Genomic DNA, 23,218 nt, shown 5'->3' with positions numbered 1-23,218 from the left:
TATAACTTTTAGACACCATAAACAGTACAGTTTTTATTTATCGTTCAGAAACAGTGAATGAACATTTGAGGTCAGTGCGTTTTCCTGAATACCATCATAGGGTTTTAACGATAGCTATAACGAAACCATCCCATCCTTTTTCACCAACAGTCTGAACTGCCGTCGCTTCAAGGCGTTCATCCTCAGAAATCATCCCGACAAATTTTCGCAGGCCCAAAACGTTAGGATCCTCACTCGTGGAGTCAATGACATTGCCACCGCGCACTGTGTTATCTCCTACGATAACAGTGCCTGGTTTCGACAGTCTGATAGCCCATTCAAGGTAGTGGGGGTTATTCACTTTATCGGCATCGATAAAAATCAGGTCAAAAGGAGCATCAAGCGTGGGTAAGACCTCAAGCGCAGCTCCCCTGTGCAACGTGACGCGCTCAGCCAGCCCCGCTTTATTAATGTTCTGGCTGGCCACTTCTGCATGATGCTCGTTGAATTCAATTGTCGTGATGCTTCCATGTGGTGGGAGAGCTTTGGCCATCCATATGGTGCTATACCCCCCAAGCGTTCCTATTTCAAGAACCCGAACAGCACGTGACATTTGCATGAAAATAGCCAGCATTTTTCCCTGCAAAGAGGATACGTCATGCGTAGGCAAACCTTGATCTGAGTTATTAGCGAGAGTGTATTTTAAATCTGAATCTTCAGGGGCTAGCTTTTCAGAAAACCAGGCATCTACCTGAGCCCATTTATCAGAATCTTGTGAAGGGTAATCCGGAATGCGCATATGAATTTACTCTCCTTAAAAAACTTCAGTAATGAACCAGTCCGCCATCTACAGCATACTGGCTGCCGGTAACATAGGATGCGTCATCGGACAGGAGGAAAAGTGCAACTGCAGCGGCCTCTTCTGCTGTTCCTGCACGGCCTAAAGGAACATGGCTTACCACAAAATCTTCAAACTGCTGACGTGACTGTTCCGGCATGAAGTGCCTGAAGTTGGTTTCAATCGGACCCGGCACCAACGTGTTGACGCGGATACCGCGTTCAGCAAACGCAGATGCCCAGCTTTTGAACATAGCGATAATTGCGGCTTTCGTCGCTGCATACAGGCTTGTCATCGCCGCTCCTTAATATACAGATGAGAATGATGTCACCAGAACGGATGCACCTGAATTAAGTGATTTGGAGAGAGCTGCCAGCTGTAGCATCGGACCGCGCACATTAGCGTTCATCATACGATTGAAAGAATCTGCCGTTACAGATTCCGGAGAGCCTACCTCTGCATAGCCGGCATTAAGCCATAATCCATCAAGTGAACCCCAGCCGCTGATAGCTTCCCCCAGTCCGTTGATGTCAGTTTCGCTTGCAGCATCGCTTTTCAGAATAAGCGATGTCACAGGAAGCAAGATGCGTGCACATTCCAGCCTTTCGTCATTAAGCCCCGTAATGGCTACGTGGCCACCTTCAGTAACAATACGCTGAGCGCCTGCCAGCCCCATGCCACTGGTGCCGCCCGTGATCAGTATACGTTTACCCTGAAGTCTTCCCATGTTTACTTCCGTTACCTGGCTGCAGAATCAGCATTTACCTTACGTAAAAAAAACACTATTCGTCATCTGTTTCATCACGCAACCATGGGAACGACTGGATTGATGCTTGTACGACCGCTTCTGGCACAAAGCGGACTGAGTCAGATGAACGTCTGCTAAGAGCGAAGAACGGACCTTGCTAAAAGAAGGTGTATCAGAAGCTGAGCACCACAGAGGGTCTGATATTCTTTTAGATACAGAAGCCCGGAGAAACCGAACCTCTGTAAAGCCTTATTAAGCGTAGATAATCACTAGATTTGCGCTGAGCCACCGTCAACAAACAGTTCGCTTCCGTTAACGAAACTGCTGTCATCCGATGCCAGGAACAGTGCCGCAGCGGCCACTTCTGCGGGGTCAGCCAGCCGGCCCAGCGGCGTGGTGGATTCAACCGCACGGATCATTTCACTGTTGAATGTCTCGTCAGGTGAAAGACCATGCCAGCCTGGAGTCGAGGTTGCGCCTGGCACCAGAATATTAACCCGAATCTTTTTCGGTGCCAGCTCAAGGATCCATGCCCGTGCAAAATTGCGCACGGCAGCTTTGCTGGCGCTGTAAACGCTAAATGCTGGCACGCCGGTCGTGGCACTGGTAGAACCGGTCAGTATGACTGAAGCTCCTTCTTTCAGTAGAGGCAGCGCTTTCTGTACGGTAAAAAGAGTGCCCTTAACATTGGTATCAAAAATTCGGTAATAATGCGCTTCAGTAATATCTGCTAAAGCGGCGAAATCTCCGCCACCAGCGTTGGCGAAAAGTACGTCGATATGCCCGGCCTGCCGCTGAACTTCCTGAAAAAATGCCTCAAGATCCTGCATTTTAGAGATGTCGCTGGGTATCCCCACCGCATTATGGCCCACTTCCAGAACAGCTTGTTCGAGTTCGGCTGCACGACGTCCCGTCATAAAGAGCTGCGCGCCCTCCGCGGCAAAACGCTTCGCCGATGCCAGTCCGATGCCACTGTTAGCGCCAGTAATAACCACAACTTTTCCTGTCAGTTTGCCCATGTTTTTGTCCCAATTGCGAAGTAAAAAAAGATAGTAACGCTATACCTTCTTATGTAACAGTACCTACCTAAAGGTATGTATAAGGAAAAAGTTATGGAGCCGATCTGCGGCCTTGATGTGGCCTTTCGTTATATTGGCGGTAAATGGAAACCCGTTATGTTATTCCATCTTCAGTTTGGTCCGCGTCGTTTTGGAGAACTCAAACGACTCGTTGAAGGTATCAGTGAAAAAGTGCTGATCCAGCAACTCAAAAATTTAACAGAGGACGGCATTCTGGTAAGACATGATTTCCAGGAGGTGCCGCCTAAGGTTGAATACAGCATCACTGAGTTTGGTCGTTCGCTGGCGCAGGCGTTACAACCTCTTTGCGAATGGGGAAACGCTAACCGCTTTCGCCACCAGGCTGAAGAACAGCAGTAAAGGGATGCCTGACAGGCATAGGGTGCGTGTCTGAAACCAGATAATATTCAATGGAGAGAATGGCAATCGATAGGGATGAGGTGATTGCTGATTTTAACAGCAAGATTGACCTGCTCCCCGTTGATAGATATACGCATCTGGCACAAAGCGGACAAGCTAACTGAGCTGAGGTCCGCTATGAGCGAGAATCGGACATTGCAGATATCGCGATGTATAAATCTTTGGAAAGCAGGTCACAGATCCATGTTCTCATGACCCCACAAAGCGTTACTCCCGGATAATTAGCAAATTGTATTAAAATGGGTGCTTATGAGGGAGGGTTTTTATCTGCTGCCTCACCACGTATGACCATCCAGATCCCGACAGAAGAAACCGCCATACCGAAAGCCATCTGCCAGGAAAGGGGCTCATTGAACATAGCCCATGCCCAAATCATAGTGACAGGTGGACTGAGGTAAAGCACGGTGGTAACACGGGTTGCTGAGCTCCGGCGTAGACAAATCCAGTAGAGACCGTAGCCACCAAAAGTTGGCAGAGTCGCCGTCCATAAGACGCTGAGCGTGAATCCCAATGTGGGGATAGGCGCCAGGCCACCGTTAATGCCTCCAATTACAGCAAAGGCAATTACCGCGACGAAACACTGGAGCCAGAGATTGGGCAAGAGATCCATTGACTGTGAATCATTACTGCGTTTCTGCCAAAGCGTTGCCACTGCAAGCGACAGCATACCCGCCACCGGCAAACCATAAGCCCAGAGTGGGGCGTTGCCAAAATTGAGCACATTATGGGTCACCCATATCACGCCGAGCAGTCCTATGAGCAGCCCAAGCCAGACCTGGGTGGCTAACCGTTCCCCCAAAAATGCTGTCGCCACCAGCGCCATTCCCAACGGAAGCAGATCAGCACACAGGGCTGCGAGTCCCGCCGGGACACCCAATGCAATCCCCTGGGTCACACCGATCATATATCCGACCATGGCCAGCAGGCCAATTCCGGCATTTATCATTAGCACTCTGGGAGGTGTTTTTAACAGGGGTCGGTACACGAAGGGTAAGAGGAGCAGCGTTAACAAAACACAGCGCCAGAACACGACCAGTAATGCCGGGGCATAATTAATTGAAAAGCGTGCGCCGATAAAACCTGAACTCCAGGAAAACAGTAAGGCAACCTCAAGCAGGGGCAAAGGAATGGTATAAAGCCAGTTAAGGCTTAACGACTTTTTTCTTTGAAATTGATTTATTTTGCTCATTCCAAAAAGGTAATAGATGGGTGTAATCTGGTAAATCAAAATGATATGTACAACTGGTTTAAAGAAGGTAAACATTGACCACAACGCTTTCTATCGAGCTACTTCGCACTTTTCATGCTGTCGTACGAACAGGAAAATTCAGCGCTGCAGCTAAACTCCTCCATAAGAGTCCTGCGGCAGTGAGCATTCACATTCAGCGTCTGGAGGTCGTTGCAGGTGGGCAGTTACTGCAACGCGATAATCAGTCCGTAATGCTGACTGCACTAGGGAAAAAGCTTCTGCGCTCAACAGCAGAGCTCCTGCGCTCGCACGATCAGATACTGGCTGACCTTCATGGGGCGAATCTCACCGGGCGAATCATCCTTGGCATGCCTGATGAGTATGCTGCTCAGGTTATCCGGGAGATACTTCCTCCATTTAGTGCGGCGTGGCCGAACGTTGTAATGGAGTTGAAAATGGGGCCCAGTAACGAGCTTGAAGAGTGGATAGATCGAGGAAAACTGGATGCGGCAGTGGTCGTCCAGCCTAAAGAAAAAACCAGTCCCGATGCGCAGTTGTTAATGTCAACCACGCCCGTCTGGGTAGGTCCTCTGAACAATACTGTGGCGCTTGAAACCCCCTTGCCTCTGGCTGTCTACGCAGCGCCATGTATTTATCGTAAGGCTATTACCGCCTCGCTCAAAGCTTCAGGTCGACGTTCGCGCATCGTGCTGGAGAGCCATTCAAGTAAGGCGGTCCAGGCATGTGTCGAAGCAGGACTGGCCGTAAGTTTAATGGATCGGGGAAAGGTATCAGGCCATATGGTTATTCTTGAGAATATGCCTACTATTCCTGACCATAATATCGTGTTCATACGAAGCGCCCAATCATATGGGGACGAAGCTGTAGATCTGCTTTCAAAAGCGCTTCATCAATCATTCCGGCTTTAGACGGCTAATAACATGATGCAATCAGATGTTCTTATCTCATCATTACTGTGTGAAAGATTTCCTTGTAAAAAGCACTCCTGTTTCTTTTATCCAGTTATCGATTAGTCTTTGGAAAATATCGCTGATATGTCCCTGTAACATAAAAATGCTCTGTTATGTTGGATTTTATACATAAGTAATGTCCGCTCCTGAAATAAGGCTGCAGTTGCAGCCCTCGCAAGTCAGACTTTAATTGATGCAGATACCTCCAGAACATCAATTTCCGCAGGCTGCATCAGAAACTTTCAGCAACGGTCCCTGCCATCATCATTAATCGTCCGCCGGTCCGAGCCATGACATAACCTGTCAGCGGCGAAACCAGCCCCATAACCAGCATGGCAACGGTAAGGCCAGAGAAAGTCACCACCGGAGACCAGCCCGTCTCTGCCATGATGGCGGTTCCGAAAACGCCGGGCATGTAGAGCGTAATTCCCCAGTTGATAAGCTGTGCCATACCAACGCAGAAAATATTGCGCCCGGTCAGATGTCCGTCTGTCATCAATTGCTCTCCGCAAGCGTTGCGTCGCCCTGTCCGAGCGCGCGCTGCAGAATGACCGTATCGAGCCAGCGCCCATGCTTAAATCCTACCGACCGGAGTGTGCCGGTGATGCTGAAGCCTGCAGCACTATGCAGAGCAAGAGAGCCCCTGTTTTCGCTATTTCCCACCACGGCTACGAGCTGGCGAAAGCCACGGGCTTCTGCCCAGGCTATCGCATGGGATAACAACATTTTGCCGGTGCCTCGTCCCTGATAATTGACATCCATATAGACGGAATCTTCCAGGGTAAAACGGTAGGCGCGACGTTCCCTGTAAAAGGAGAGGTAGCAATACCCCCGGACCTGTCCGTCCTCAACCGCCACAAACCAGGGCAGTCCTGCTGAACGCACCTTTTCCAGTCGGGCTGCTATTTCAGCTGCATCCGGCGGTTCGGTTTCAAAAGTAGCGGTGCCCTGTAATACGTGGTAAGCATAAATCTGCTGGATAGCAGGAATATGTTTTTTATCTGCTTCTGTTATTTCCATCGGTAAGGCTCTTTTTCTTCTGAGAAACAAAGACTAACCCGGGTAAATAATTTCAGTCAGACTGCGGGACTTATCAGCGGTATAAGGAAAACTTTGACATGGCAAACCTGAACCTGGATCACCTTACGACTTTCAGGATGGTCATCAGCCGGGGCAGTTTCTCTGGCGCAGCAGACGCTCTCGGACTCTCACAACCTGCTGTCAGCCTGCAGATAAGACAGCTGGAGCAGACACTCCAGGTCCGCCTGATTGAGCGAACCAGCCGGGGAATAAGACCCACTCCAGCGGGGCTGACTTTTTCTGAGCACTGTATAAAAATTGATTCAGTAATCAATACAGCCATTGAGTCAGTGTCTCTGCACTCAGACGACATAACCGGCACCGTTACTGTCGGCATGGGGGCAACGGCCTGTATTCATCTTCTGCCTCCCGTACTGCAGCAGCTGCGACAGGCACATCCTCTGCTAAAAGTAGACGTCCGCACGGGCAATACTTCCGATATTGTCCGGAGCGTGGAGGAGAATCGTATAGATATTGGGCTTGTAACACTTCCAGCTAACGGCAAATGCCTGAGAGTAAGTCCGCTGGGCACTGATGAGTTTGTTGTGATCATGGAAAAGGATGCACCAGATCAGAGCGTGAAACCGCTGTCTCCCGATGCCCTTTTGTCACTGCCGCTGATTGTTTTTGAACCTGGGAGCGGGACACGCGCCTTGATCGACGAATGGTTTCATAATGCCGGGCTAACTGTCAGCCCCATGATGGAGCTTGGCAGTATTGAAGCCATTAAAAAGATGGTACGTTGCGGCCTGGGCTACAGCATCGTTCCCCGTATGTCTGTTGCAAATATTGATGAAAGGCAGGGTCTGAGTCTTTACTCTGTGACGCCCTCGCTTCATCGAACTCTGGGGACAGTAATGCGAGAGGATCGGATTGTCAGCAGGGGCATGAGTGTCATACTGAAAAGACTACAGGCTGGTTTTGCAAAAGATGAAATCAGCTAAGTATTTCCGGATAAAGTTGTCTGGCAGCGGCGGCTGGTTTGCTCCAGACAATATCCCTGCAGCTTAAGCCACCGGTGGCCTCTTCCGGCACACCGCGGCGGTCAGAATAGATCTCCCGCCACCTTAAGCTCTCCGGCATACCGGGACGTTGGCCTGATTACGCTAACTGGCAGACAGCTTAACTTCGCCGAACCGCCAGAAGCGGCGTTTCGGGTCTTATGGCCTGGGTCTGTTAGAAAGTAAGTAGTGACATTCGATATGTAACGAAGAATGGCGTTTGCATCACGTGCGGGAACAATGTCGGTTAAGGGCTAAATGCAGTCTTTTGCTAATTACTCAGTAACAGAGTTGGTATGCTTTGGCTTTCCTCTAAATGAAACTCTCACAGCGGGACGGATATCATGAAGCAGGTCAGAATCTATACACTCAAAGACAGACAGTCAGCAGAAATTTATTTTCACAGACACTGGCCCCGACACATGGTCTCTCTTCCGGCCTTTGGTATATATGTCAATCATGTTTATCTGGGGAAAGAATGTCAGGTCATTGCAACAGTGACGTATCAGGAAGGGGCCGAAATAGAAGCCTTAAATCAGAAATATATGACCAGCAAGGAGTTCATGTCTGACATGGACGGCTTTGATATGTCTTCAATCCTTCGCGTGGATGAAATCAGCATTAAAGAATCGCTTTTCTGACTTCGTAACGTTCTGAACCAGCACGAGTGTTCCGGTCTCAGTCATTTAAATTAATACGCAGCCACCAACCAGCCCTTAAGGCGTGGCTCAGATACAAAGCATTTTACCGGTCCGCTTACGGTATCAAGCGGACTGACGTCAGGCTAAGGTCTGCTATTAACGATGATCAGGCATCACCGATGTAAGGGCCTTACCTGTCGGTAACACGTTTATACAAAAATCTGGCGACCCGGCCTGGAATGCGTCCAGCCAGGCTTGCCCCAGTCTTGTGCGTTTCTCAATCTTATCCCACTGGCGTGAAGTGATGTCAGCCATACGCTTTTGAGTGGCGTTAGCCTTTCCATTACCCGAAGCGTTATATTGCGCAATGCAAGTTCAGTATCAAGGTTGGAAAACGCTTTCAAGTCAGTTGGGATAACATTATTTTGAGATACCCACATACCGACCTCTCCTGTTGGTTCAAAGCCATCTACTGGCAATTCATATCTGTAAATTTTCCCGCTTTGAAAACGTGATAGCCATGCATGTTCAATACAGGCAATCGCCGTAGCCTGAGAGTCACTGCCCATCCATTTTTCAATGTCCACTCTGCTTGTGTCAGGTCGTGGCCAGTAAATGATACGTGGACACTCACGAGGGAAAAGATAAAGTAATTCATGCGCTTCATCCGTAGCCCATATCAGTGAGCCGTTTAACCACTCCTGCCCGGCAGGTCGATCAACATGAACCCTTAACTGGCGAGGTTTAAATAGAGTAATATCAGAATTATCACTGAAATGAAAAAGACGCATTAAGACTCCGTTTAAAATGAATCGAGAACGCCAAACAACTAATATTGAATAAATAAAGTTTCGTCTTTATGAATGATTTCTTAAATTAATTTTTCAGGCAGGCAGATATTGATCATCTTTGAAACTGGATGTGTGAAGCGTCCATTTCTGGCACATAACTGCTGATACATAATGAGGTTTGTAAAAAAATGCCCCTATGTACATAAAGTCACCCTGGATAGGTGCTGGTCAGATGAGAATGAGAAGCACGTCAGGAGCTTGTCATGTAAAACTTTCAAGGAGTCAGGAGAGACGATTATAGTTATCCGAGACGAGGAAAAACATGAGTTAGCCTCATGACGATCAGGCAATTCTGCCCTTTAAAAGATAACTACTCATGTTTGTAATCCGTCATTGAAGACAGCCGTCTGAAGTGTTCTCTCAGGATATCTGTTAACTCAAAAATACACTCGAGATGTGTGCTGCCCTCAACAATTCGCCTGGTTAAATGCGGATTGCCGCATCTCCTGAAAAACTCATCCATTCTGCTTACATCAAACAGTTCGTCATGCTCAGCAAGCATGATTGTTAGTGGAATCGAAATCGCTTTGAGTTGCCTTGCTGGATTACGAGGGGTAAGGGCATTAGCCATATTAACGCTATAAGTCTGAACGAAGTCCGGCCTCGAATTGAGCACCTCACAGGGAAATTTAAGCCTTACTCCCGTAGAATGACCACAAAGAAAACCCCCACTCATTGCATTGATTATGAAGCTCCAGCGGTTTATCGATGCAAAGGGAATGGAAGAATCCCGGTTCAGATTCGGGGGTGAAAAAGGGCCTAACGCTGGGGCTAGCAAAATCAGGCTTTCAACTTTCCGCGATAGAGAATATTGCGTAAAGTAGTTGATCAGCATGCCACCGCCACTGGAATGACCAAGCAAATGAACCCTGGCATCATTAAAAGAAGCGCGAGCATAATCGATGACTTCATCAACATCCTGCCAGATTTGCTCAGGGCTTGAAGCATCCCCTCGGATTCCCGTTGAGCGACCGTGCCCACGGATATCAATGAGATAAACACAGACGGGTAGAGCGGAGCTCAACTGTCTTGCAAGAATGTCGTAACCAGCATCAGAGTTAACACCACCACCGTGATATACGATGAGAACCTCATCCACGATCGTTTTTGGCTCATATCTCCTTATATACAACCCATTGAGTTGTCTTTCGATGACTTTAGCAGGAGGAAGTAACTGAGCATTGAGCTGTTCAAAGCGCTCGATAAAACGGGTGAAATCAATCACGTTTGAATTCCTTATTAACAAGATTCACTGCCTGTGAAGTTCTAACATCAAGCATGCACATTGTACTGTATGTGAGGGAAAGCTTTTATCATAAGCGTTCTTTGACGCTCCCCTACTGAGCCTCATGGAGCATTTCTGCGGACTGACGTCAGGCTGACGTCTGCGAGGAGCGAGCATTGTTTATACGTATGCCTTAGAATCAGAGGCTCGGCTACATTACGTGCATAATCGATATGCTATCGGAACAGGAAAATCACGGAAAAACTCATGGACAACACTTCGCTGGTTACACTCTTAAAATTTAAACGCTGGATTGATGCTGAAACGCTAAAGGTGATTAAAGGCATCAGTGAATCTGCCTATGCAGAAAAGCGTCATCTGATGCTTAGACTGATGAACCATATTTATGTGGTTGATATGATCTTTAGAGCAAATATTTCGGGGCATAAGCATGGCTACACTGCCCTCAACACCCCTGAAACACCCTCAGCAGATGAACTTGAAGTTAAAATGAACGACTGTATAAACTGGTATATCCAGCGCGTAAGTTCGATGTCTCCTGCCGATTTAAAAGAAACAATTAAGTTCAGCTTTGTCGATGGTAGTGAAGGAGAAATGACTGCTGCAGATATGATAAATCACATGCTCTTTCATGGTTCTTACCATCGCGGGGCGGTGGGCTGGTTAATTTCTGAGTGCAAGGGTACTCCGCCAAAAGATGTGCTGACAGTTTTCCTGAGAGATCATAATCACTGACAGATATTTTCTTCAGCTCTTTAACGATCTGGTGATTTCGATGGCCGCTTTGGCAGGAAGCCAGCCTTAATAACAATAATTTTTGGGTAAAGACGTTAGAAACAATGCTTAGAGTTTTCTCAACATTATGGCGGAATTGCCAGCATACAATCTGTTCAACAGCACAGACTTTATACCCACACTGCCTGTGCGAATCGCCGTTCCACAGCAAATGTTGATTATTAGATCGTTGATCTGGTACTCACATAACGTCTTCGCTGAGACCGGAGGTCCAAACTGAGCGGGAAGCGGACATCACCAAATTTTTGTGTTACTTGTGTGCGTATTCATTTCAGCCAGCAACCAGCGCTCAAAACTGTTTAGAGCTGGCTCACTTATATGCGTGTCCGTGGGTTTTATTAAACAGAATCTTTTGCTCAGGCTATCTGATGCAGGCCACGGTGAAACAAGTGTGCCGCAACTTAATTCATTCTCAATATACTTACGAGGAACTAATGCGACTCCCTGCCCCGCCATTACGGCCGCGATGGCCATTTCATGCAGATCGTACCGCGCCCCCTGCGCCGGGTTATCAAGCTCTATTCCACTCTCCTGCGCATAGCGATGCCATGCATCAGGATTCTGCCGCCGATGAATGCGCGGAAGTTTATTTAATTGCTGATTGACGTCATCATCAGTTAACAAAGCAGGATGGCAGACAGGCAGCAGATTTTCCTGAAACAGAAATTGCACACGCATACCTGCCCACGCGGAATGCTCAAAATGAATCACCGCATCATAACCACTGCCAGGCAAAATAAAAGGATCCGTTCTGGCGGCAATATTTAACGTTATTGCCGGAAACAATGCGTTGAAGCTGTTCAAACGGGGAATAAGCCAGCGGCTGGCAAAGGTCGGCAGGACGGCGATATCAAGGCTTTGACTGCCTTGTGGCAGGCCCAATATGTATTGCGTATCTCTTTCAAGGCGCTCAAGGATTTCACGCACGTGATGCGCGTAGCGCGCGCCGACCGGATTAAGTTTTACCCGGCTTCCCACACGGTCAAACAGTTTACAGTTCAGCAACGCTTCCAGGCGCGCAATCTGACGGCTAATCGCCCCTTCTGTTAAGGATAACTCTTCTGACGCCCGGGCAAAGTTTCCGTGTCGCGCTGCAGCATCAAAAGCCTGAAGCGACGCACTACTGGGTATTTTTCTGCGCATATAAAAGCTCTTTGCTCTTGCCTTTAGTGACTAAATATCACTGACACATGACATATTATCGATTTTAAGCGATTAAACCAGCTTGTAGCATGATGAAAAATCATTGAGCAAACCTGTTTGCTTGCGTTGATAACTCATGTGGAGATGGGCTGATGTTCTATACCGTAGAGTGTTCATATAACGATGCTGAAAGCGAGGCTGACTGGAATGCGTTTTACAGCCAACAAAAGTTACCCGCATTAATCTCTGTTACTGGCTTTACTACCTCTCAACGTTTTCGTGCTCTCAAATCTGGCTGCCCTGCTTATCTTGCTATTCACACCGTCAATGATGCGGAGGTGCTCAGCAGTGCGGAGTACCGTTTAAAAGGAGGCGGTAATTTCTCCCGCTGGCAGGCCTTCATTACTGACTGGCATCGTAACCTGTATGCCGGCGAAGGCCTGATCCCAGGGCTCTCTGCCGATGAGATTCTGCTTATCAGCACTAAGACAATTGACGTCCTGGAGACCGAGCTGGGCTATCACGGACTTGAAATGGATGCGGTGGCGCTGGATAAATCACCTTTACATCGCGTTATCTATGCCCTGCCTTATGAAATTGCTTCGCCCTTCATGGATATGCCCGGAGTGTACCTCTACGAGTCCCTTATTCCGCAATTGCAGAGCACTGAAAAAGGGATGCGATAACATCATGCCTAATCTGACTTTTTATTTTTCTGAAAACCACGCTGACCGGTTCAAAAATCTCTGCGATTTTACCGACGCATGCAGCGCCCTCTGCTGTGACATCCTCGGGGCAGACCGCGAAAATGTGCATATCATTTTTATTGTTGTAAAACCGGGCTGTGGGCAGCCGGTGTACGCCGAGCTCTTTTATCGGCTGACAACATTGAGAACCCCTGAAGTGATGGAGAATTTTATGCGAGAACTGGATATTGTCACCCAACACACCTCTGGTCTGACGGCCCGAATACGCTGCTTTGGCTCACAAGCAGAACACCTTTTCGCCCGCAACTGACCCCGAGGTCGTGATGATCAATCCTTTTCCGTTCCGCCAGGTTGGCGATTTTCAGATAACCGCGCTAAGTGACGGCACGATAAATGCCAGTCTGGAGCTGCTATCAGGTATTGAAAACGCTGATGCGGGCGCTATTCAGTACCGTGCCGGAATCGATAAACCCGGTGATATCCATATTAACTGTTACCTTATTCGCGGCCGTGGACGGGTGATGCTGGTTGATGCTGGCCCCGGCGCGCCGGGACACCTTATGGCAAATCTTGCTGCATTGGGCGTCCGCCCTGATGACGTGGATACCGTTTTATTAACGCACTGCCATCCGGATCATATTGGAGGCCTGCTCGATGCTGAAAAAGAGCCGGTTTTTAAATGCGCTGAAATTATTCTGCACCCTCTCGAAGCGCAGTACTGGCGGGATGATAAAAAACGCGAAATGGCGAATGAGCGCGGGCAGCGTAATTTTTTGCTGGTACGGCAAACCTTAAATGTTTATGCCCCAAACATCCGCTTTTTCAACGGTGGGAAAATAGCTGAAGAGATTCTTCCAGTATTTTTACCAGGCCACACGCCTGGGCATACCGGTTTTCGCATCGATTCCGGGAATGAGAGATTATTAATATGGGGCGATATTGTCCACTACCCGCATATTCAGTCAGCACAACCGGCTGTTTCAATTTTATTCGACGTCGATCCTGCTCAGGCCGGGGAGACACGTAAAAAAATAATGGAACAAGCGGTCAGCGAGAAACTGCTCATTGCAGGCATGCATTTAAATCAGGCAGGATTTGCCCGTGTTCACAGGGATGGGAGTACATACCGCATCTTCTATTCCGATGAATAAGCAGATATGCCTGAGGAGCACACCCATGTTTAAGACCGTTCAATATCACCAATGTCCGCTTCTGGCACAGGGTAGGTCGCCCCCAAAAGTTTCTCCAAAATAAAAAGTGACCTTATTCACATAAAGTCACTTCAGATAGATTTTAGCCTGATGAGAACGGGAAGCCTGCACTCAAATCAGTGCCTTACTCCTTTCTTCGTGGTCAGCATCTTACCCAGCCCGGCCGCCTTCGCGAAGTGTAAGACGTGCCAGCTGCCGGGATTTTCGCCCCGCTACCACCATCGCCACAACAAACACCAGCGCAAACAACACAACGATGGTTGGCGCTGGGGCGCTGTCGATAAAGAACGAGAGGTAAACCCCACTCAGCGACACCAACACCGAAACCACGACCGCCACCAGTAACGCATGCGAAAAACGACGGGTGAGAAGCACCGCAATAGCGCCAGGTGCTATCAGCAGAGAAATTGACAGGATAATCCCCACCGCTTTCAGCGTCGCCACAATGGTCAATGAAACCATGCAGAGCAGCCCGTAATGCAGCCAGCGCGCCGGTAAGCCAGAGACCTGAGCCTGCTGCGGATCGAAGCTGAACAACATGAAGTCACGCCACTTCACCGCAATCACCATTACGATGACCGCTGCGATAACAAATGTCTGAAAAATATCCGCGCCAGTAATGCCCAGCATGTCCCCAAACAGAATGTGATCGAGATGCACTTCAGGTTTCACGGCGATATACAGGATTAGCCCCACAGCGAACATGCCAGAGAAGACGATGCCCAGCACCGTATCCTGTTTGATACGGCTGTTGTCCTGCAAAAAACCGCTGGCGACAGCGCAGAAGAGACCCGCGACGAACGCGCCCACCCCCAGCGGCAGCCCCACCATCCAGGCGAGCACAATGCCGGGAAACACCGCATGGCTCATGGCATCGCCCATCAACGCCCAGCCTTTCAGCACCAGAAATACTGACAGCAACGAACAGGGGATGGCTACCACCAGCGCGATGAGTAACGCACTGTTCATAAAAGCGAACTGGAAAGGTTCTAAAATCCACATCAGCCAGGCTCCTCATCAGGTTGCTGGCAGCTGCGACGCCGGTTAGCCAGCAAGCCATGTTTCGGCGCAAACACAAACGCCAGCAGGAACAGCAACGTCTGCGCCACCACAATGATGCCGCCCGTTGCGCCATCTAAGTAGTAACTCACCCAGGCACCGAGGAAACTGGTGATGCTGCCAATCGCGACGGCAATCATCAGCAGACGCGGAAAGCGATCGGTGAGCAGCCACGCCGTTGCGCCCGGTGTTACCACCAGACAGATCACCAGGAACGCGCCGACCGTTTGCAGCGCCGCCACGGTTGAGACTGCCAGCAGCGTAAAAAACAGAACTTTCAGGCGTTCAGGCCGTAATCCGATGGCGCGTGCGTGATTTTCATCAAAAAAGGTGACCATCAGGTCTTTCCACTTAAACAGCAGTATGATGATCGACAGTCCGCCAATCAGCGCCAGCTGAAGGATATCCGCGGGCGCAATCGCCAGAATATTGCCCAGCACAATTGTCTGAATGTTCACGGCAGTCGGATTGAGCGACACCATAAACAGCCCGAGACCAAAGAATGAAGAGAAGATGAGACCGATGATCGCATCTTCTTTTAATCGGGTGCGCTGATTAAGCAGCAGCATGCTGCCCGCCGCCAGACCACCTGAGAGAAATGCCCCCAGCGCAAACGGCAGCCCCAGCATGTAAGCGCCTGCAACACCCGGCACGATAGAGTGAGAAAGGGCATCACCAATCAGCGACCAGCCTTTCAGCATGAGGTAGCAGGAGAGAAATGCGCAGAGTCCGCCAACCATAGCGGAGACCCACATCGCGTTGAGCATGTAGTGATAGCCAAAAGGCTCCAGTAGCAGTTCCATGGTCAGTTCCCATCTTCACGTGTCGTGCGAGGCGCAATAAAAGGCCGTTCGTCATCAGTGATGATCTGATCGTCCAGCCCTTTCACCATGACATGACGCAGTACGCCGCTGAATGCGCGCTCAAGGTTTGCGGCAGTAAAGGTGGTCCGGGTCGGGCCGCTGGCCAGAACAGTGCCTTTAACCATGACGGTGTAATCGCAGAACTCGGTAACGGACCCCAGATTATGTGTGGAAACCAGCATGGTCTTGCCTTCATCGCGCAACTCACCCAGCAGACTGATGATTCTGGCCTCTGTCTGAACGTCCACGCCGGTAAACGGCTCATCCAGCAGGATAACGCTGCCCTGCTGGGCAATGGCGCGTGCCAGGAATACCCTTTTCTTTTGCCCGCCAGAAAGCTCACCGATCTGACGATGGCGGTAGTCAAGCATATCGACCCGCGCCAGCGCCTCGCTGACAATCTGCTGGTCGTGCGGTTTAGGCCGGCGTAGCAGGCCCATATGACCGTAGCGCCCCATCATGACGACATCCTCAACCAGCACCGGAAAAGACCAATCCACGTCTTCCGACTGTGGCACATAGGCTACAAGACTTTTGCGCAGTGCCTGGCGCGTCGGCATACCCAGCACCGAGATGCTGCCGCTGGCAAGCCGGACAAAACCCATCAGCGCTTTAAACAACGTTGACTTACCTGAGCCATTCACGCCTACCAATGCCGCAATCGATCCGCCGGGTACGCGGAAACTGGCGCCATGCAATGCGGTGTGACCGTTACGATAGGTCACGGTGACATCAGAAACCACGATGGTATCGGTCATTTTGCTCTCTCCCCCGCTTTAATGCCCTTGACCAGTGTCTCTGTGGTGACGCTAAGCAGATCAAGATAAGTCGGCACCGGTCCCTGAGCGGTGCTCAGTGAGTCAACGTAGAGCACGCCACCGTAATACGCACCGGTTTCCCTGGCGACCTGTCGGGCGGGCTTATCCGATACCGTGCTTTCGCTGAACACCGCCGGAATTGCATTTTTTTTCACCTGATCAATGACGTTTCTTACCTGTTGCGGCGTGCCTTGCTGGTCAGCATTAACAGGCCAGAGATAGAGTTCTTTCATACCCAGATCACGTGCCAGATAGGAAAAAGCGCCTTCGCTGGTGACCATCCAGCGCTTATCCGCTGGAATCCCGGCAATCTGTTGCCGTAATGGATCCAGCGCTGCGGTGATTTTTTGCTTATAGGCTGCTGCGTTCTGACGATAGATATCCCCATTAGCGGGGTCATATTTCATCAGTGCGTCGCGAATGTTATCGACATAGATCAGTGCATTGTCCGGGGACATCCACGCGTGAGGATTTGGTTTTCCGTTGTAGGGCCCCTCGCTAATTCCCATTGGTTTTACACCAGCAGAGACCACGACTTCCGGAACACCATCCAGATGCTGGTAGAAGCGCTGAAACCAGCGTTCGAGATTCAGCCCATTTGCCATGATGAGCTGCGCACCCTGGGCACGCTTAATATCGCCGGGCGTAGGCTGATATTCATGTATCTCAGCACCCGGTTTAGTAATGGAAGTGACTTCAGCAGCCTCGCCCGCCACGTTTTTCGCCATGTCAGCAATGACCGTAAACGTTGTCACAACCTTAAATTTTTCTGCTGCATTACAACTGGCAGCCGTCACCAGAGTCAGCAAAGCACTCAGTAACAAGGTGGCTATTGGTTTTATTGTCGTCATCAGAGCGGTCTCCAGAGTTGATTAAGAAAAGAGCATAATTAGCATAGGCTATTCTTTATAGCACAGGCTATACCGTTGATGTAGCGCGTGGATGTGAAGTTTCTTCAGTTGTGAAGCCTGAATGTCAATTTCTGTAAGAAGTTGCTTTATTTTATTGATATACAATAATTTTTTTATTTCATGAACGCGTGCACAGTGAATTTATCTGGCGACTCTCTGCTTTTTCACGCCAGCAAAAATAAATGCAGAAGCGATTAACGTGTCAGGATAAAAGCAATCACCCTGCGCATTTAACAGAGGCAGGTGTATTAGCGAATTGCACAGGCATGACACATGCAACCCTCAACGATTAAAATAATATTATTGATAGGTAGAATTGATTAAGTTTCGTGAATTTTTTTGCTACAGTTAATGTTACTTACCGCAATCACACAGGAGGATATTTTGTATTTTTCCAGCGACGAAAAAGCGAATGTCATCATTGGCGAAGCTGCAATGAACCTGTTTAATGCCGGTCAGGAAGTGAACGTTGAACTTTTGATTAATGAGCTAAAAGTGATGGCTGGATCTGAAGTTAATGATAATCGTCTTGAGCAGATACAGCACGCGCGTCAATGGCTGATGGGGTTCAAAACTATCGGTTCCCGCAGCACCAGCCCCGCGAACTGGTTATCAACAACATTTGGTAAAGAACCTGCTGACCCGCTCTCCGCGGATGACATTTTCCTGAAGCATTAACCTTACCCACGCCTGTTTACCGACCTGCCTGTACAGGTCGGAGCACTTTAGCAGTGAAAACCGTACAGGTATTTGGTACAATTTTCCCCTCACCACACACTCTCTTAACTAATTGATTTAAATCAATAAGCACTTTTTGCACAAAAAAACTCACCTCAAAAACCCAAAATTCTGTACAAGAATTCTAAAGATGTATAACTTGCACAACCTGTGTGCGATACATTTTAACCACCTGAGGACACCCACATGCGCCAGAACGGACAAGCCCCTGAAGCAATTAGCGATATTGCCCATTACTTCAATCAGGCTAACTCCCCTTCGCAACAGGAGACACTGGGCTCAGTTGTTGTGGAAATTCTGCGTGCAGGGCATAGCCTGAGTCGTAAAGCGATTTGCAGTAAACTGTTGCGACGCCTTGAACTTGCCGCAACACCTGAAGAAGAGCGTCATCTGCACGAGCTCATTGCATTGCTTTTCCGTCGTGAAAGCTAATGCAAACACGGATTGATAGTCGCCAGTGATAGTCATTACAGTTTTTCAGGATGCCCGATTTAGTCACGCCGCCAGGATGGTTTACCCTAGTTAAAAAGCCCAGTACTGCTTTCCCGTATCAGGTGCATCTCTTCGCACCTGCAGAGAGATACGGACCCGCAGCATGGCCATTGATTCGCAATCAGAGAAGCCAGTATGTACAGAAGTGAAGATGAGAAACTGACAGATGTCATGATAGGTGAAGCCGTCCTGACATTACTCAAGTCAGACAAATCGGTATCCAGTAATGCCCTGATAGAACAGCTTGAACTCATGGCTGCGGATGCTGATGACAATGAAAAAGTAACCGTTATTCGCAAAGCCATCACTGAAGTCCGTAATGGCATGGTTGCTGCGCGCAAACGCGTTAAGGGTGACAGCGCCGAGCGTGATAATAAGTCACATCGCATGAACAGCGATGGCCCGCCCGATGGTTCGAAAAAACACTGATTGAAGGGTTAGATACCTGAATTACGCGGCTAGTTTAACCGAAGCGGCAGCCTGAAAAAGAAATGTTTTACGGCTGGTTGGGCAAAACGAAAACAGCGTCTACACTCGTTTTGACAATTCACATTGCTTCTGACTAATTTTCTTCAGAGAATGAAAAATCATGCAACACTCTTCATCAGATTCAACCATCATTGATTATTTTCGTAGCGAAGGCGATTTACTTGCTCCCGAAACAGAACTGCTGGGCGGTGTCATTCGTGACATTGTGGCCGACCAGGGGCGCGTAACGAATAAAGCGATTATCCTTTATTTGATTGCTGAACTTGAATGCACCTCCGATGTGGTCAGAATGGATGTGCTGCGTAAAACGCTGGAAATCGTTGTTGGCCGAACACCTGACGATACCGGCTTCTGATTCTCTGACCTGCGGTAACGCAGGTCAGGTTAACTGCTTGTCGAACCGCTAATTCTCATTCATTTCCCTGCGTCATTCTCCTTCTCCCTTCTCACGATTTTATTTCCCATAATCGACCTGTAAAAAGAGTGCGTCCAGTGATGTTGCAGGAACTTCATATTAATGATTACCGTTAAACCTATTTCCTGACGAAAATAAGCATTCCGAAAATAATAACGATAACAGAGCAGATTACCGCTTCAGTAATTAAACCCTTGCCATTTTCTCTGGCCAGCAATCTCAATAGCCTTTTTGATTTATATTTTTCAGAAGGTGAGAAAGCGTTTTATATGATCCTGAAGATCAAAACCAGGGGCAGCCAAAATCATCAGAAAACGGATTTCGGGCACCTTATTCTCGCTGAAGTGAATCGATGCCGGTGAATGAACAGGACAGGCGTCAGGGATGGCGCCAAAAACCGGCGCCATCAACCTCAATGCATCTTGCGGGTGAAAAAGGCTATCGCTTCCTGACACAGTGATTTAAGCCTGCTGTCACGGGTTTCTTCGCTCAGTCTGAACAGAGCGTCCGTAATATCGTGAAAATGAACTGGCTCTCCCGCCTTGATCAAATCACTAACTACCGCGCCAACCAGCGCACGGATTTCATTATCGTTGTCGTACTTCACACGACCTCCCGACAGTGTATGCATATACAGTCTATCACTAGCAGGAGGTAAAAAACAAAAAAGTGGTTTTTGTAAAAATATAAGCGAAGCGGCAAAGAGGTTACTATTTATACACTCACGGGATATTATCTTGCTTTATATTTGCCCGCTGTAACCCTTAACTTATAAATTGCTAAAATGGGGTTATCATCGCCGTAATCTAATTTCACTGTGACTGACCTTAACCAAAGCGCCCTATCCCGAAAACAGAAGCCCGGCAGAATCTGATTATAAAAAATGTTCTCTCGAATCGCCGCAGGCTTGAGGGTCTGGAATATCCTGAACTGCGATTGTCAAATCACCATCCGAAAACAGCCCGCAGTGTGATAAAACTACTTTCATTCGCCGGCATCCCGAGTAGCACATGGCTAAATTTACCCTGAAACAGATTGCTGCCCAGTCGGGACTTAGCCTCGCAACCCTTGACCGTGCTCTCCATCAGCGCGGTAACGTTCATGCCCGAACGCTGCACCGAATTCAACAGGCAATAGCGGACCTGGAGTTGATGCAAAAGGCGGGGCTGGCAAAAGGCAGAACACTCTTTTTCGACGTGATCATGCATACGCCTGATCGCTTTCAGCCACTGATACGAGAAGCGCTCAGCAGTCAGATCGCCAGCTTTGCTGCCTTTAAAATTCAGCTGCGCTTCCACTTTGGTGCGAATCTTACGGCACAAGCGATTAACGCGCTGCTGAATAAAAAAGCGCTTTACAGCCACGGTGTCATTCTGAAAGCGGCCTGCTCTGGCGAGCTTAATCCCACTATTGAATTGATGCTGAAGCAGCGTATTCCGGTAGTCACCATGATGAGTGACTTACCCGACAGCGCGCGTCTGCGTTACATCGGCATGGACAACTTTGATGCTGGCAAGGTGGCAGCTTTTCTGATGTCAAAATGGTTGCGGGTTACTCGATCGCATATTGTGGCAGTGACCGGCAGTCACGATTTCATTGGCGAACAGGAAAGAATTCTGGGTTTTCAGCGAGCGATGCAACAGTTTGCGCCTCAGCATCAGGTGAGCGTGCTGGCTGGCGGGTATGGTATTGATGACAGGATGCATCAGTCAGTAACGGCGTTTTTGCGGAGCCATGCGGACGCGGATGCCGTTTACACCGTGGGCGGCGGCAATCCCGGCATACTGCGCGCGTTTGAAGAACAGAAGCGCCCTGTAAATGCGTTTATCGGTCACGATCTCGATCAGGAAAATTGCGACCTGCTTCAGGCAGGTAAAATTGATGCGCTGATTGAGCATAATTTACAGCTCGATGCGCTGCACGCCTTCCGAACCCTGCTGGCATTTCATGGCTTTATACCCGAAACCGAACCGCCTGCACCCTACTCAAAAATCAATATTATCACCCGATATAACATGACGACCTGACATCTGCTCTGGCTATTAATAACGTCTGCTTATAGCCACATACGTGCTGAACAGGGTAATCAGGCACCGGCCAGGCGGTTACACTTAAGCTTTCCCTTAATAGCAGGAGTCAGTTATGAAAATTATTGCCAACGGATCGCAGCCTTCACGGAAAGGACCTGCAGAATATTTTACCGGCAGCGTTCGTATTGATGCCCCTTTCCAGGCAACCGAACCGGCCCGTGTGGGTGGTGCGACGGTGACCTTTGAGCCGGGCGCCCGCACTGCATGGCATACTCATCCACTGGGGCAGACCCTGATTATCACGCATGGACAAGGCTGGATTCAGTGTGAAGGTGAAGATATTCAGGTGATGAACGCCGGGGATATCGTCTGGATCCCGGAAAATGTGAAGCACTGGCATGGCGCAACGCCGGTCAATGCCATGACGCATATTGCTATCGCCGAGTCACTGAATGGCTCGCCGGTTGACTGGCTGGAGCAGGTCAGCGACCAGCAATACCAGCGCGACTAAACATAGCCGCTCACCCTGTTCAGAGCCTGACGTGATCGATTAGCGCCCTCATCTTGGGGGCCAGATTTTTGCGGCTGGGGAAATAAAGATAGAACCCGGCAAAACCGGGCAACCATTCATCCAGGATAGTAATGAGTTCGCCACGCGCGATGTAAGGCTGGAAAGTCTCTTCCATGCCAAAGCTGATGCCGCCTCCGGCGCAGGCGGTGCGAATCATCACCCCCATGTCGTTGGTGGTGAGCTGCGGATTGACGGCAACATCAAAATTACGCCCCTGCTCAGCGAACTCCCAACGATAAGGGGCTAATCCTGGGCCTTTTCGCCAGCCTATGCAGCGATGATTGACCAGTTCCTCGGGGTGTTGTGGTGTGCCTTCACGCGCGAGATAAGTGGGTGATGCCACCGCAACCTGACGTTGTGCGGTGGAGACAGGCACGGCAATCATATCCTGAGCAATCACCTCCCCCAGTCGTACACCCGCGTCATAGCCCTGCCCGACAATATCGAACTCCTCATCAGTAACGGTGATATCCAGCTCAACCTGCGGGTAAGCGGTGATAAAGCTCGCTAGCAGCTCTCCTCCCAGCATCCGCTCCGCAATTGATGAGATCGCCAGCCGAAGCTGACCGCGCGGCTCCGTGGCCAGTTCGGTGAGATCAGTGACGGCACGGTTAAGCTGGTTGATCGCCGGAGCCACCTCGGCATAGAGCCGTTGGCCAGCTTCGGTCAGCTGAACCGAACGCGTGGTGCGTTGCATCAGCGTGATATTAAGCCTGTCTTCCAGCCGTCGCAGACTCTGACTGATTGCCGGACGCGTGACGCCAAGCTTTTCTGCTGCGAGTCGAAAATTTCGGGTCTGCGCCACAATCACAAAGACTTCGAGAGCATTTTTATCGGCATTCATAGGTTAGATTACGTTACCAGAGTGTGAAGTGTTTGGTGGATTATCTTTATAATCCAGCCACCGTATGATCGCCAGTGACAACCTTACTG

General features: G+C 49.3%; 28 protein-coding genes and 1 pseudogene. 14 read left to right on the top strand and 15 right to left on the bottom strand.

Annotated elements, in window-relative coordinates:
* Positions 1-94 precede the first annotated feature (94 nt).
* The 3 genes and pseudogenes from LQK91_RS15430 to LQK91_RS15420 form a co-directional block, all read right to left on the bottom strand.
* Positions 95-778, bottom strand: coding sequence for an O-methyltransferase (locus tag LQK91_RS15430; protein ID WP_008924511.1), 684 nt, complete (start codon positions 776-778; stop codon positions 95-97).
* Positions 779-803: 25 nt separating this feature from the next.
* A pseudogene (locus tag LQK91_RS15425) lies at positions 804-1,544 on the bottom strand (SDR family oxidoreductase).
* A 290-nt stretch (positions 1,545-1,834) separates the two neighbouring features.
* Positions 1,835-2,584 (bottom strand): SDR family NAD(P)-dependent oxidoreductase, encoded by a 750-nt coding sequence (locus LQK91_RS15420; RefSeq protein ID WP_105099590.1) that lies wholly within the window; start codon positions 2,582-2,584, stop codon positions 1,835-1,837.
* A gap of 93 nt (positions 2,585-2,677) precedes the next feature.
* Between LQK91_RS15420 and LQK91_RS15415 the strand changes: the two genes are divergently transcribed.
* Positions 2,678-3,004, top strand: a complete 327-nt coding sequence (locus LQK91_RS15415) for a winged helix-turn-helix transcriptional regulator (protein ID WP_003854309.1) — start codon at positions 2,678-2,680, stop codon at positions 3,002-3,004.
* A 307-nt stretch (positions 3,005-3,311) separates the two neighbouring features.
* Here the strand turns inward: LQK91_RS15415 and LQK91_RS15410 are convergent, their stop codons facing one another.
* Positions 3,312-4,328 (bottom strand): DMT family transporter, encoded by a 1,017-nt coding sequence (locus LQK91_RS15410; protein ID WP_105099591.1) that lies wholly within the window; start codon positions 4,326-4,328, stop codon positions 3,312-3,314.
* On the opposite strand from LQK91_RS15410, the gene LQK91_RS15405 reads away from it, so the two are divergent.
* A complete protein-coding gene (locus LQK91_RS15405) occupies positions 4,328-5,182 on the top strand; it encodes a LysR family transcriptional regulator (protein ID WP_105099592.1) in 855 nt (284 codons plus the stop codon). The genes LQK91_RS15410 and LQK91_RS15405 overlap by 1 nt on opposite strands.
* A 274-nt stretch (positions 5,183-5,456) precedes the next feature.
* Here the strand turns inward: LQK91_RS15405 and LQK91_RS15400 are convergent, their stop codons facing one another.
* Complete coding sequence (locus LQK91_RS15400; RefSeq protein ID WP_105099593.1) at positions 5,457-5,720, bottom strand: hypothetical protein; 264 nt, start codon at positions 5,718-5,720, stop codon at positions 5,457-5,459.
* Complete coding sequence (locus LQK91_RS15395; protein ID WP_003854316.1) at positions 5,720-6,244, bottom strand: GNAT family N-acetyltransferase; 525 nt, start codon at positions 6,242-6,244, stop codon at positions 5,720-5,722. The genes LQK91_RS15400 and LQK91_RS15395 overlap by 1 nt, the downstream gene beginning before the upstream one ends.
* A gap of 98 nt (positions 6,245-6,342) precedes the next feature.
* Here LQK91_RS15395 and LQK91_RS15390 point away from each other — a divergent pair, with 98 nt between their 5' ends.
* Complete coding sequence (locus tag LQK91_RS15390) at positions 6,343-7,248, top strand: LysR family transcriptional regulator (protein ID WP_105099594.1); 906 nt, start codon at positions 6,343-6,345, stop codon at positions 7,246-7,248.
* Between the two features lie 401 nt (positions 7,249-7,649).
* Positions 7,650-7,946 carry a hypothetical protein gene (locus LQK91_RS15385; protein ID WP_008924502.1) on the top strand — a complete coding sequence of 99 codons (297 nt, stop codon included), beginning with the start codon at positions 7,650-7,652 and terminating at the stop codon, positions 7,944-7,946.
* A 209-nt stretch (positions 7,947-8,155) separates the two neighbouring features.
* Here LQK91_RS15385 and LQK91_RS15380 read toward each other — a convergent pair whose 3' ends face one another.
* Together LQK91_RS15380 and LQK91_RS15375 are read right to left on the bottom strand one after the other, a co-directional pair.
* Positions 8,156-8,737: a DUF6886 family protein gene (locus tag LQK91_RS15380; protein WP_105099595.1), complete on the bottom strand. Its 582-nt coding sequence runs from the start codon at positions 8,735-8,737 to the stop codon at positions 8,156-8,158.
* A 370-nt stretch (positions 8,738-9,107) separates the two neighbouring features.
* Positions 9,108-10,022: an alpha/beta hydrolase gene (locus LQK91_RS15375; protein WP_105099596.1), complete on the bottom strand. Its 915-nt coding sequence runs from the start codon at positions 10,020-10,022 to the stop codon at positions 9,108-9,110.
* A 267-nt stretch (positions 10,023-10,289) separates the two neighbouring features.
* Here LQK91_RS15375 and LQK91_RS15370 point away from each other — a divergent pair, with 267 nt between their 5' ends.
* Positions 10,290-10,778: a DinB family protein gene (locus tag LQK91_RS15370; RefSeq protein ID WP_003854327.1), complete on the top strand. Its 489-nt coding sequence runs from the start codon at positions 10,290-10,292 to the stop codon at positions 10,776-10,778.
* 294 nt (positions 10,779-11,072) lie between these two features.
* Here LQK91_RS15370 and LQK91_RS15365 read toward each other — a convergent pair whose 3' ends face one another.
* Positions 11,073-11,981 (bottom strand): LysR substrate-binding domain-containing protein, encoded by a 909-nt coding sequence (locus LQK91_RS15365; protein ID WP_105099597.1) that lies wholly within the window; start codon positions 11,979-11,981, stop codon positions 11,073-11,075.
* 152 nt (positions 11,982-12,133) lie between these two features.
* Here LQK91_RS15365 and LQK91_RS15360 point away from each other — a divergent pair, with 152 nt between their 5' ends.
* The 3 genes from LQK91_RS15360 to LQK91_RS15350 are packed head-to-tail and all read left to right on the top strand — an operon-like array spanning position 12,134 to position 13,839.
* Positions 12,134-12,667 carry a sugar ABC transporter gene (locus LQK91_RS15360; protein WP_105099598.1) on the top strand — a complete coding sequence of 178 codons (534 nt, stop codon included), beginning with the start codon at positions 12,134-12,136 and terminating at the stop codon, positions 12,665-12,667.
* Between the two features lie 4 nt (positions 12,668-12,671).
* Positions 12,672-12,998 carry a hypothetical protein gene (locus tag LQK91_RS15355; protein WP_105099599.1) on the top strand — a complete coding sequence of 109 codons (327 nt, stop codon included), beginning with the start codon at positions 12,672-12,674 and terminating at the stop codon, positions 12,996-12,998.
* Between the two features lie 13 nt (positions 12,999-13,011).
* Positions 13,012-13,839: an MBL fold metallo-hydrolase gene (locus LQK91_RS15350; RefSeq protein ID WP_105099600.1), complete on the top strand. Its 828-nt coding sequence runs from the start codon at positions 13,012-13,014 to the stop codon at positions 13,837-13,839.
* Between the two features lie 210 nt (positions 13,840-14,049).
* On the opposite strand, the gene LQK91_RS15345 is transcribed toward LQK91_RS15350, so the two are convergent.
* Genes LQK91_RS15345 through LQK91_RS15330 form a run of 4 tightly spaced genes read right to left on the bottom strand, consistent with a single transcriptional unit; the run spans position 14,050 to position 17,490 of the window.
* Positions 14,050-14,901, bottom strand: coding sequence for a metal ABC transporter permease (locus LQK91_RS15345; protein ID WP_003854336.1), 852 nt, complete (start codon positions 14,899-14,901; stop codon positions 14,050-14,052).
* On the bottom strand, positions 14,901-15,761 hold the full coding sequence (gene sitC / locus LQK91_RS15340) for an iron/manganese ABC transporter permease subunit SitC (protein WP_008924495.1): 861 nt from the start codon (positions 15,759-15,761) through the stop codon (positions 14,901-14,903). Before sitC ends, LQK91_RS15345 begins: the two co-directional genes overlap by 1 nt.
* Positions 15,762-15,763: 2 nt before the next feature.
* Complete coding sequence (locus tag LQK91_RS15335) at positions 15,764-16,579, bottom strand: manganese/iron ABC transporter ATP-binding protein (protein WP_008924494.1); 816 nt, start codon at positions 16,577-16,579, stop codon at positions 15,764-15,766.
* Positions 16,576-17,490 carry a metal ABC transporter substrate-binding protein gene (locus tag LQK91_RS15330; RefSeq protein ID WP_008924493.1) on the bottom strand — a complete coding sequence of 305 codons (915 nt, stop codon included), beginning with the start codon at positions 17,488-17,490 and terminating at the stop codon, positions 16,576-16,578. Before LQK91_RS15330 ends, LQK91_RS15335 begins: the two co-directional genes overlap by 4 nt.
* Before the next feature lie 399 nt (positions 17,491-17,889).
* Here LQK91_RS15330 and LQK91_RS15325 point away from each other — a divergent pair, with 399 nt between their 5' ends.
* The 4 genes from LQK91_RS15325 to LQK91_RS15310 all read left to right on the top strand — a co-directional run bounded on the left by LQK91_RS15325 (position 17,890) and on the right by LQK91_RS15310 (position 19,624).
* Complete coding sequence (locus LQK91_RS15325; protein WP_231001642.1) at positions 17,890-18,228, top strand: hypothetical protein; 339 nt, start codon at positions 17,890-17,892, stop codon at positions 18,226-18,228.
* Positions 18,229-18,474: 246 nt separating this feature from the next.
* Positions 18,475-18,720 (top strand): regulatory protein YcgZ, encoded by a 246-nt coding sequence (ycgZ, locus tag LQK91_RS15320; protein ID WP_003848277.1) that lies wholly within the window; start codon positions 18,475-18,477, stop codon positions 18,718-18,720.
* Between the two features lie 195 nt (positions 18,721-18,915).
* Positions 18,916-19,209, top strand: a complete 294-nt coding sequence (locus tag LQK91_RS15315) for a hypothetical protein (RefSeq protein ID WP_003848275.1) — start codon at positions 18,916-18,918, stop codon at positions 19,207-19,209.
* Positions 19,210-19,369: 160 nt separating this feature from the next.
* On the top strand, positions 19,370-19,624 hold the full coding sequence (locus tag LQK91_RS15310) for a biofilm/acid-resistance regulator YmgB/AriR (protein ID WP_003848273.1): 255 nt from the start codon (positions 19,370-19,372) through the stop codon (positions 19,622-19,624).
* Positions 19,625-19,929: 305 nt separating this feature from the next.
* Here LQK91_RS15310 and LQK91_RS15305 read toward each other — a convergent pair whose 3' ends face one another.
* Positions 19,930-20,139 carry a hypothetical protein gene (locus LQK91_RS15305; RefSeq protein ID WP_231001641.1) on the bottom strand — a complete coding sequence of 70 codons (210 nt, stop codon included), beginning with the start codon at positions 20,137-20,139 and terminating at the stop codon, positions 19,930-19,932.
* A 555-nt stretch (positions 20,140-20,694) separates the two neighbouring features.
* On the opposite strand from LQK91_RS15305, the gene LQK91_RS15300 reads away from it, so the two are divergent.
* The gene (locus LQK91_RS15300; protein WP_105099601.1) at positions 20,695-21,711 is read left to right on the top strand and encodes a LacI family DNA-binding transcriptional regulator; all 1,017 of its coding nucleotides are present in this window, start codon (positions 20,695-20,697) and stop codon (positions 21,709-21,711) included.
* Between the two features lie 115 nt (positions 21,712-21,826).
* A complete protein-coding gene (locus LQK91_RS15295) occupies positions 21,827-22,225 on the top strand; it encodes a (R)-mandelonitrile lyase (RefSeq protein ID WP_008924490.1) in 399 nt (132 codons plus the stop codon).
* Positions 22,226-22,244: 19 nt separating this feature from the next.
* Here the strand turns inward: LQK91_RS15295 and LQK91_RS15290 are convergent, their stop codons facing one another.
* Positions 22,245-23,129 (bottom strand): LysR family transcriptional regulator, encoded by an 885-nt coding sequence (locus tag LQK91_RS15290; protein ID WP_033761324.1) that lies wholly within the window; start codon positions 23,127-23,129, stop codon positions 22,245-22,247.
* Positions 23,130-23,218 lie beyond the last annotated feature (89 nt).

Origin of the sequence: Pantoea sp. MHSD4 (assembly GCF_021043305.1) — a bacterium.
Taxonomy (GTDB): Bacteria; Pseudomonadota; Gammaproteobacteria; order Enterobacterales; family Enterobacteriaceae; genus Pantoea; species Pantoea eucalypti.
The sequence above is the reverse complement of the archived record's forward strand: the minus strand, read 5'-3'. Positions and strand labels throughout refer to the sequence as shown.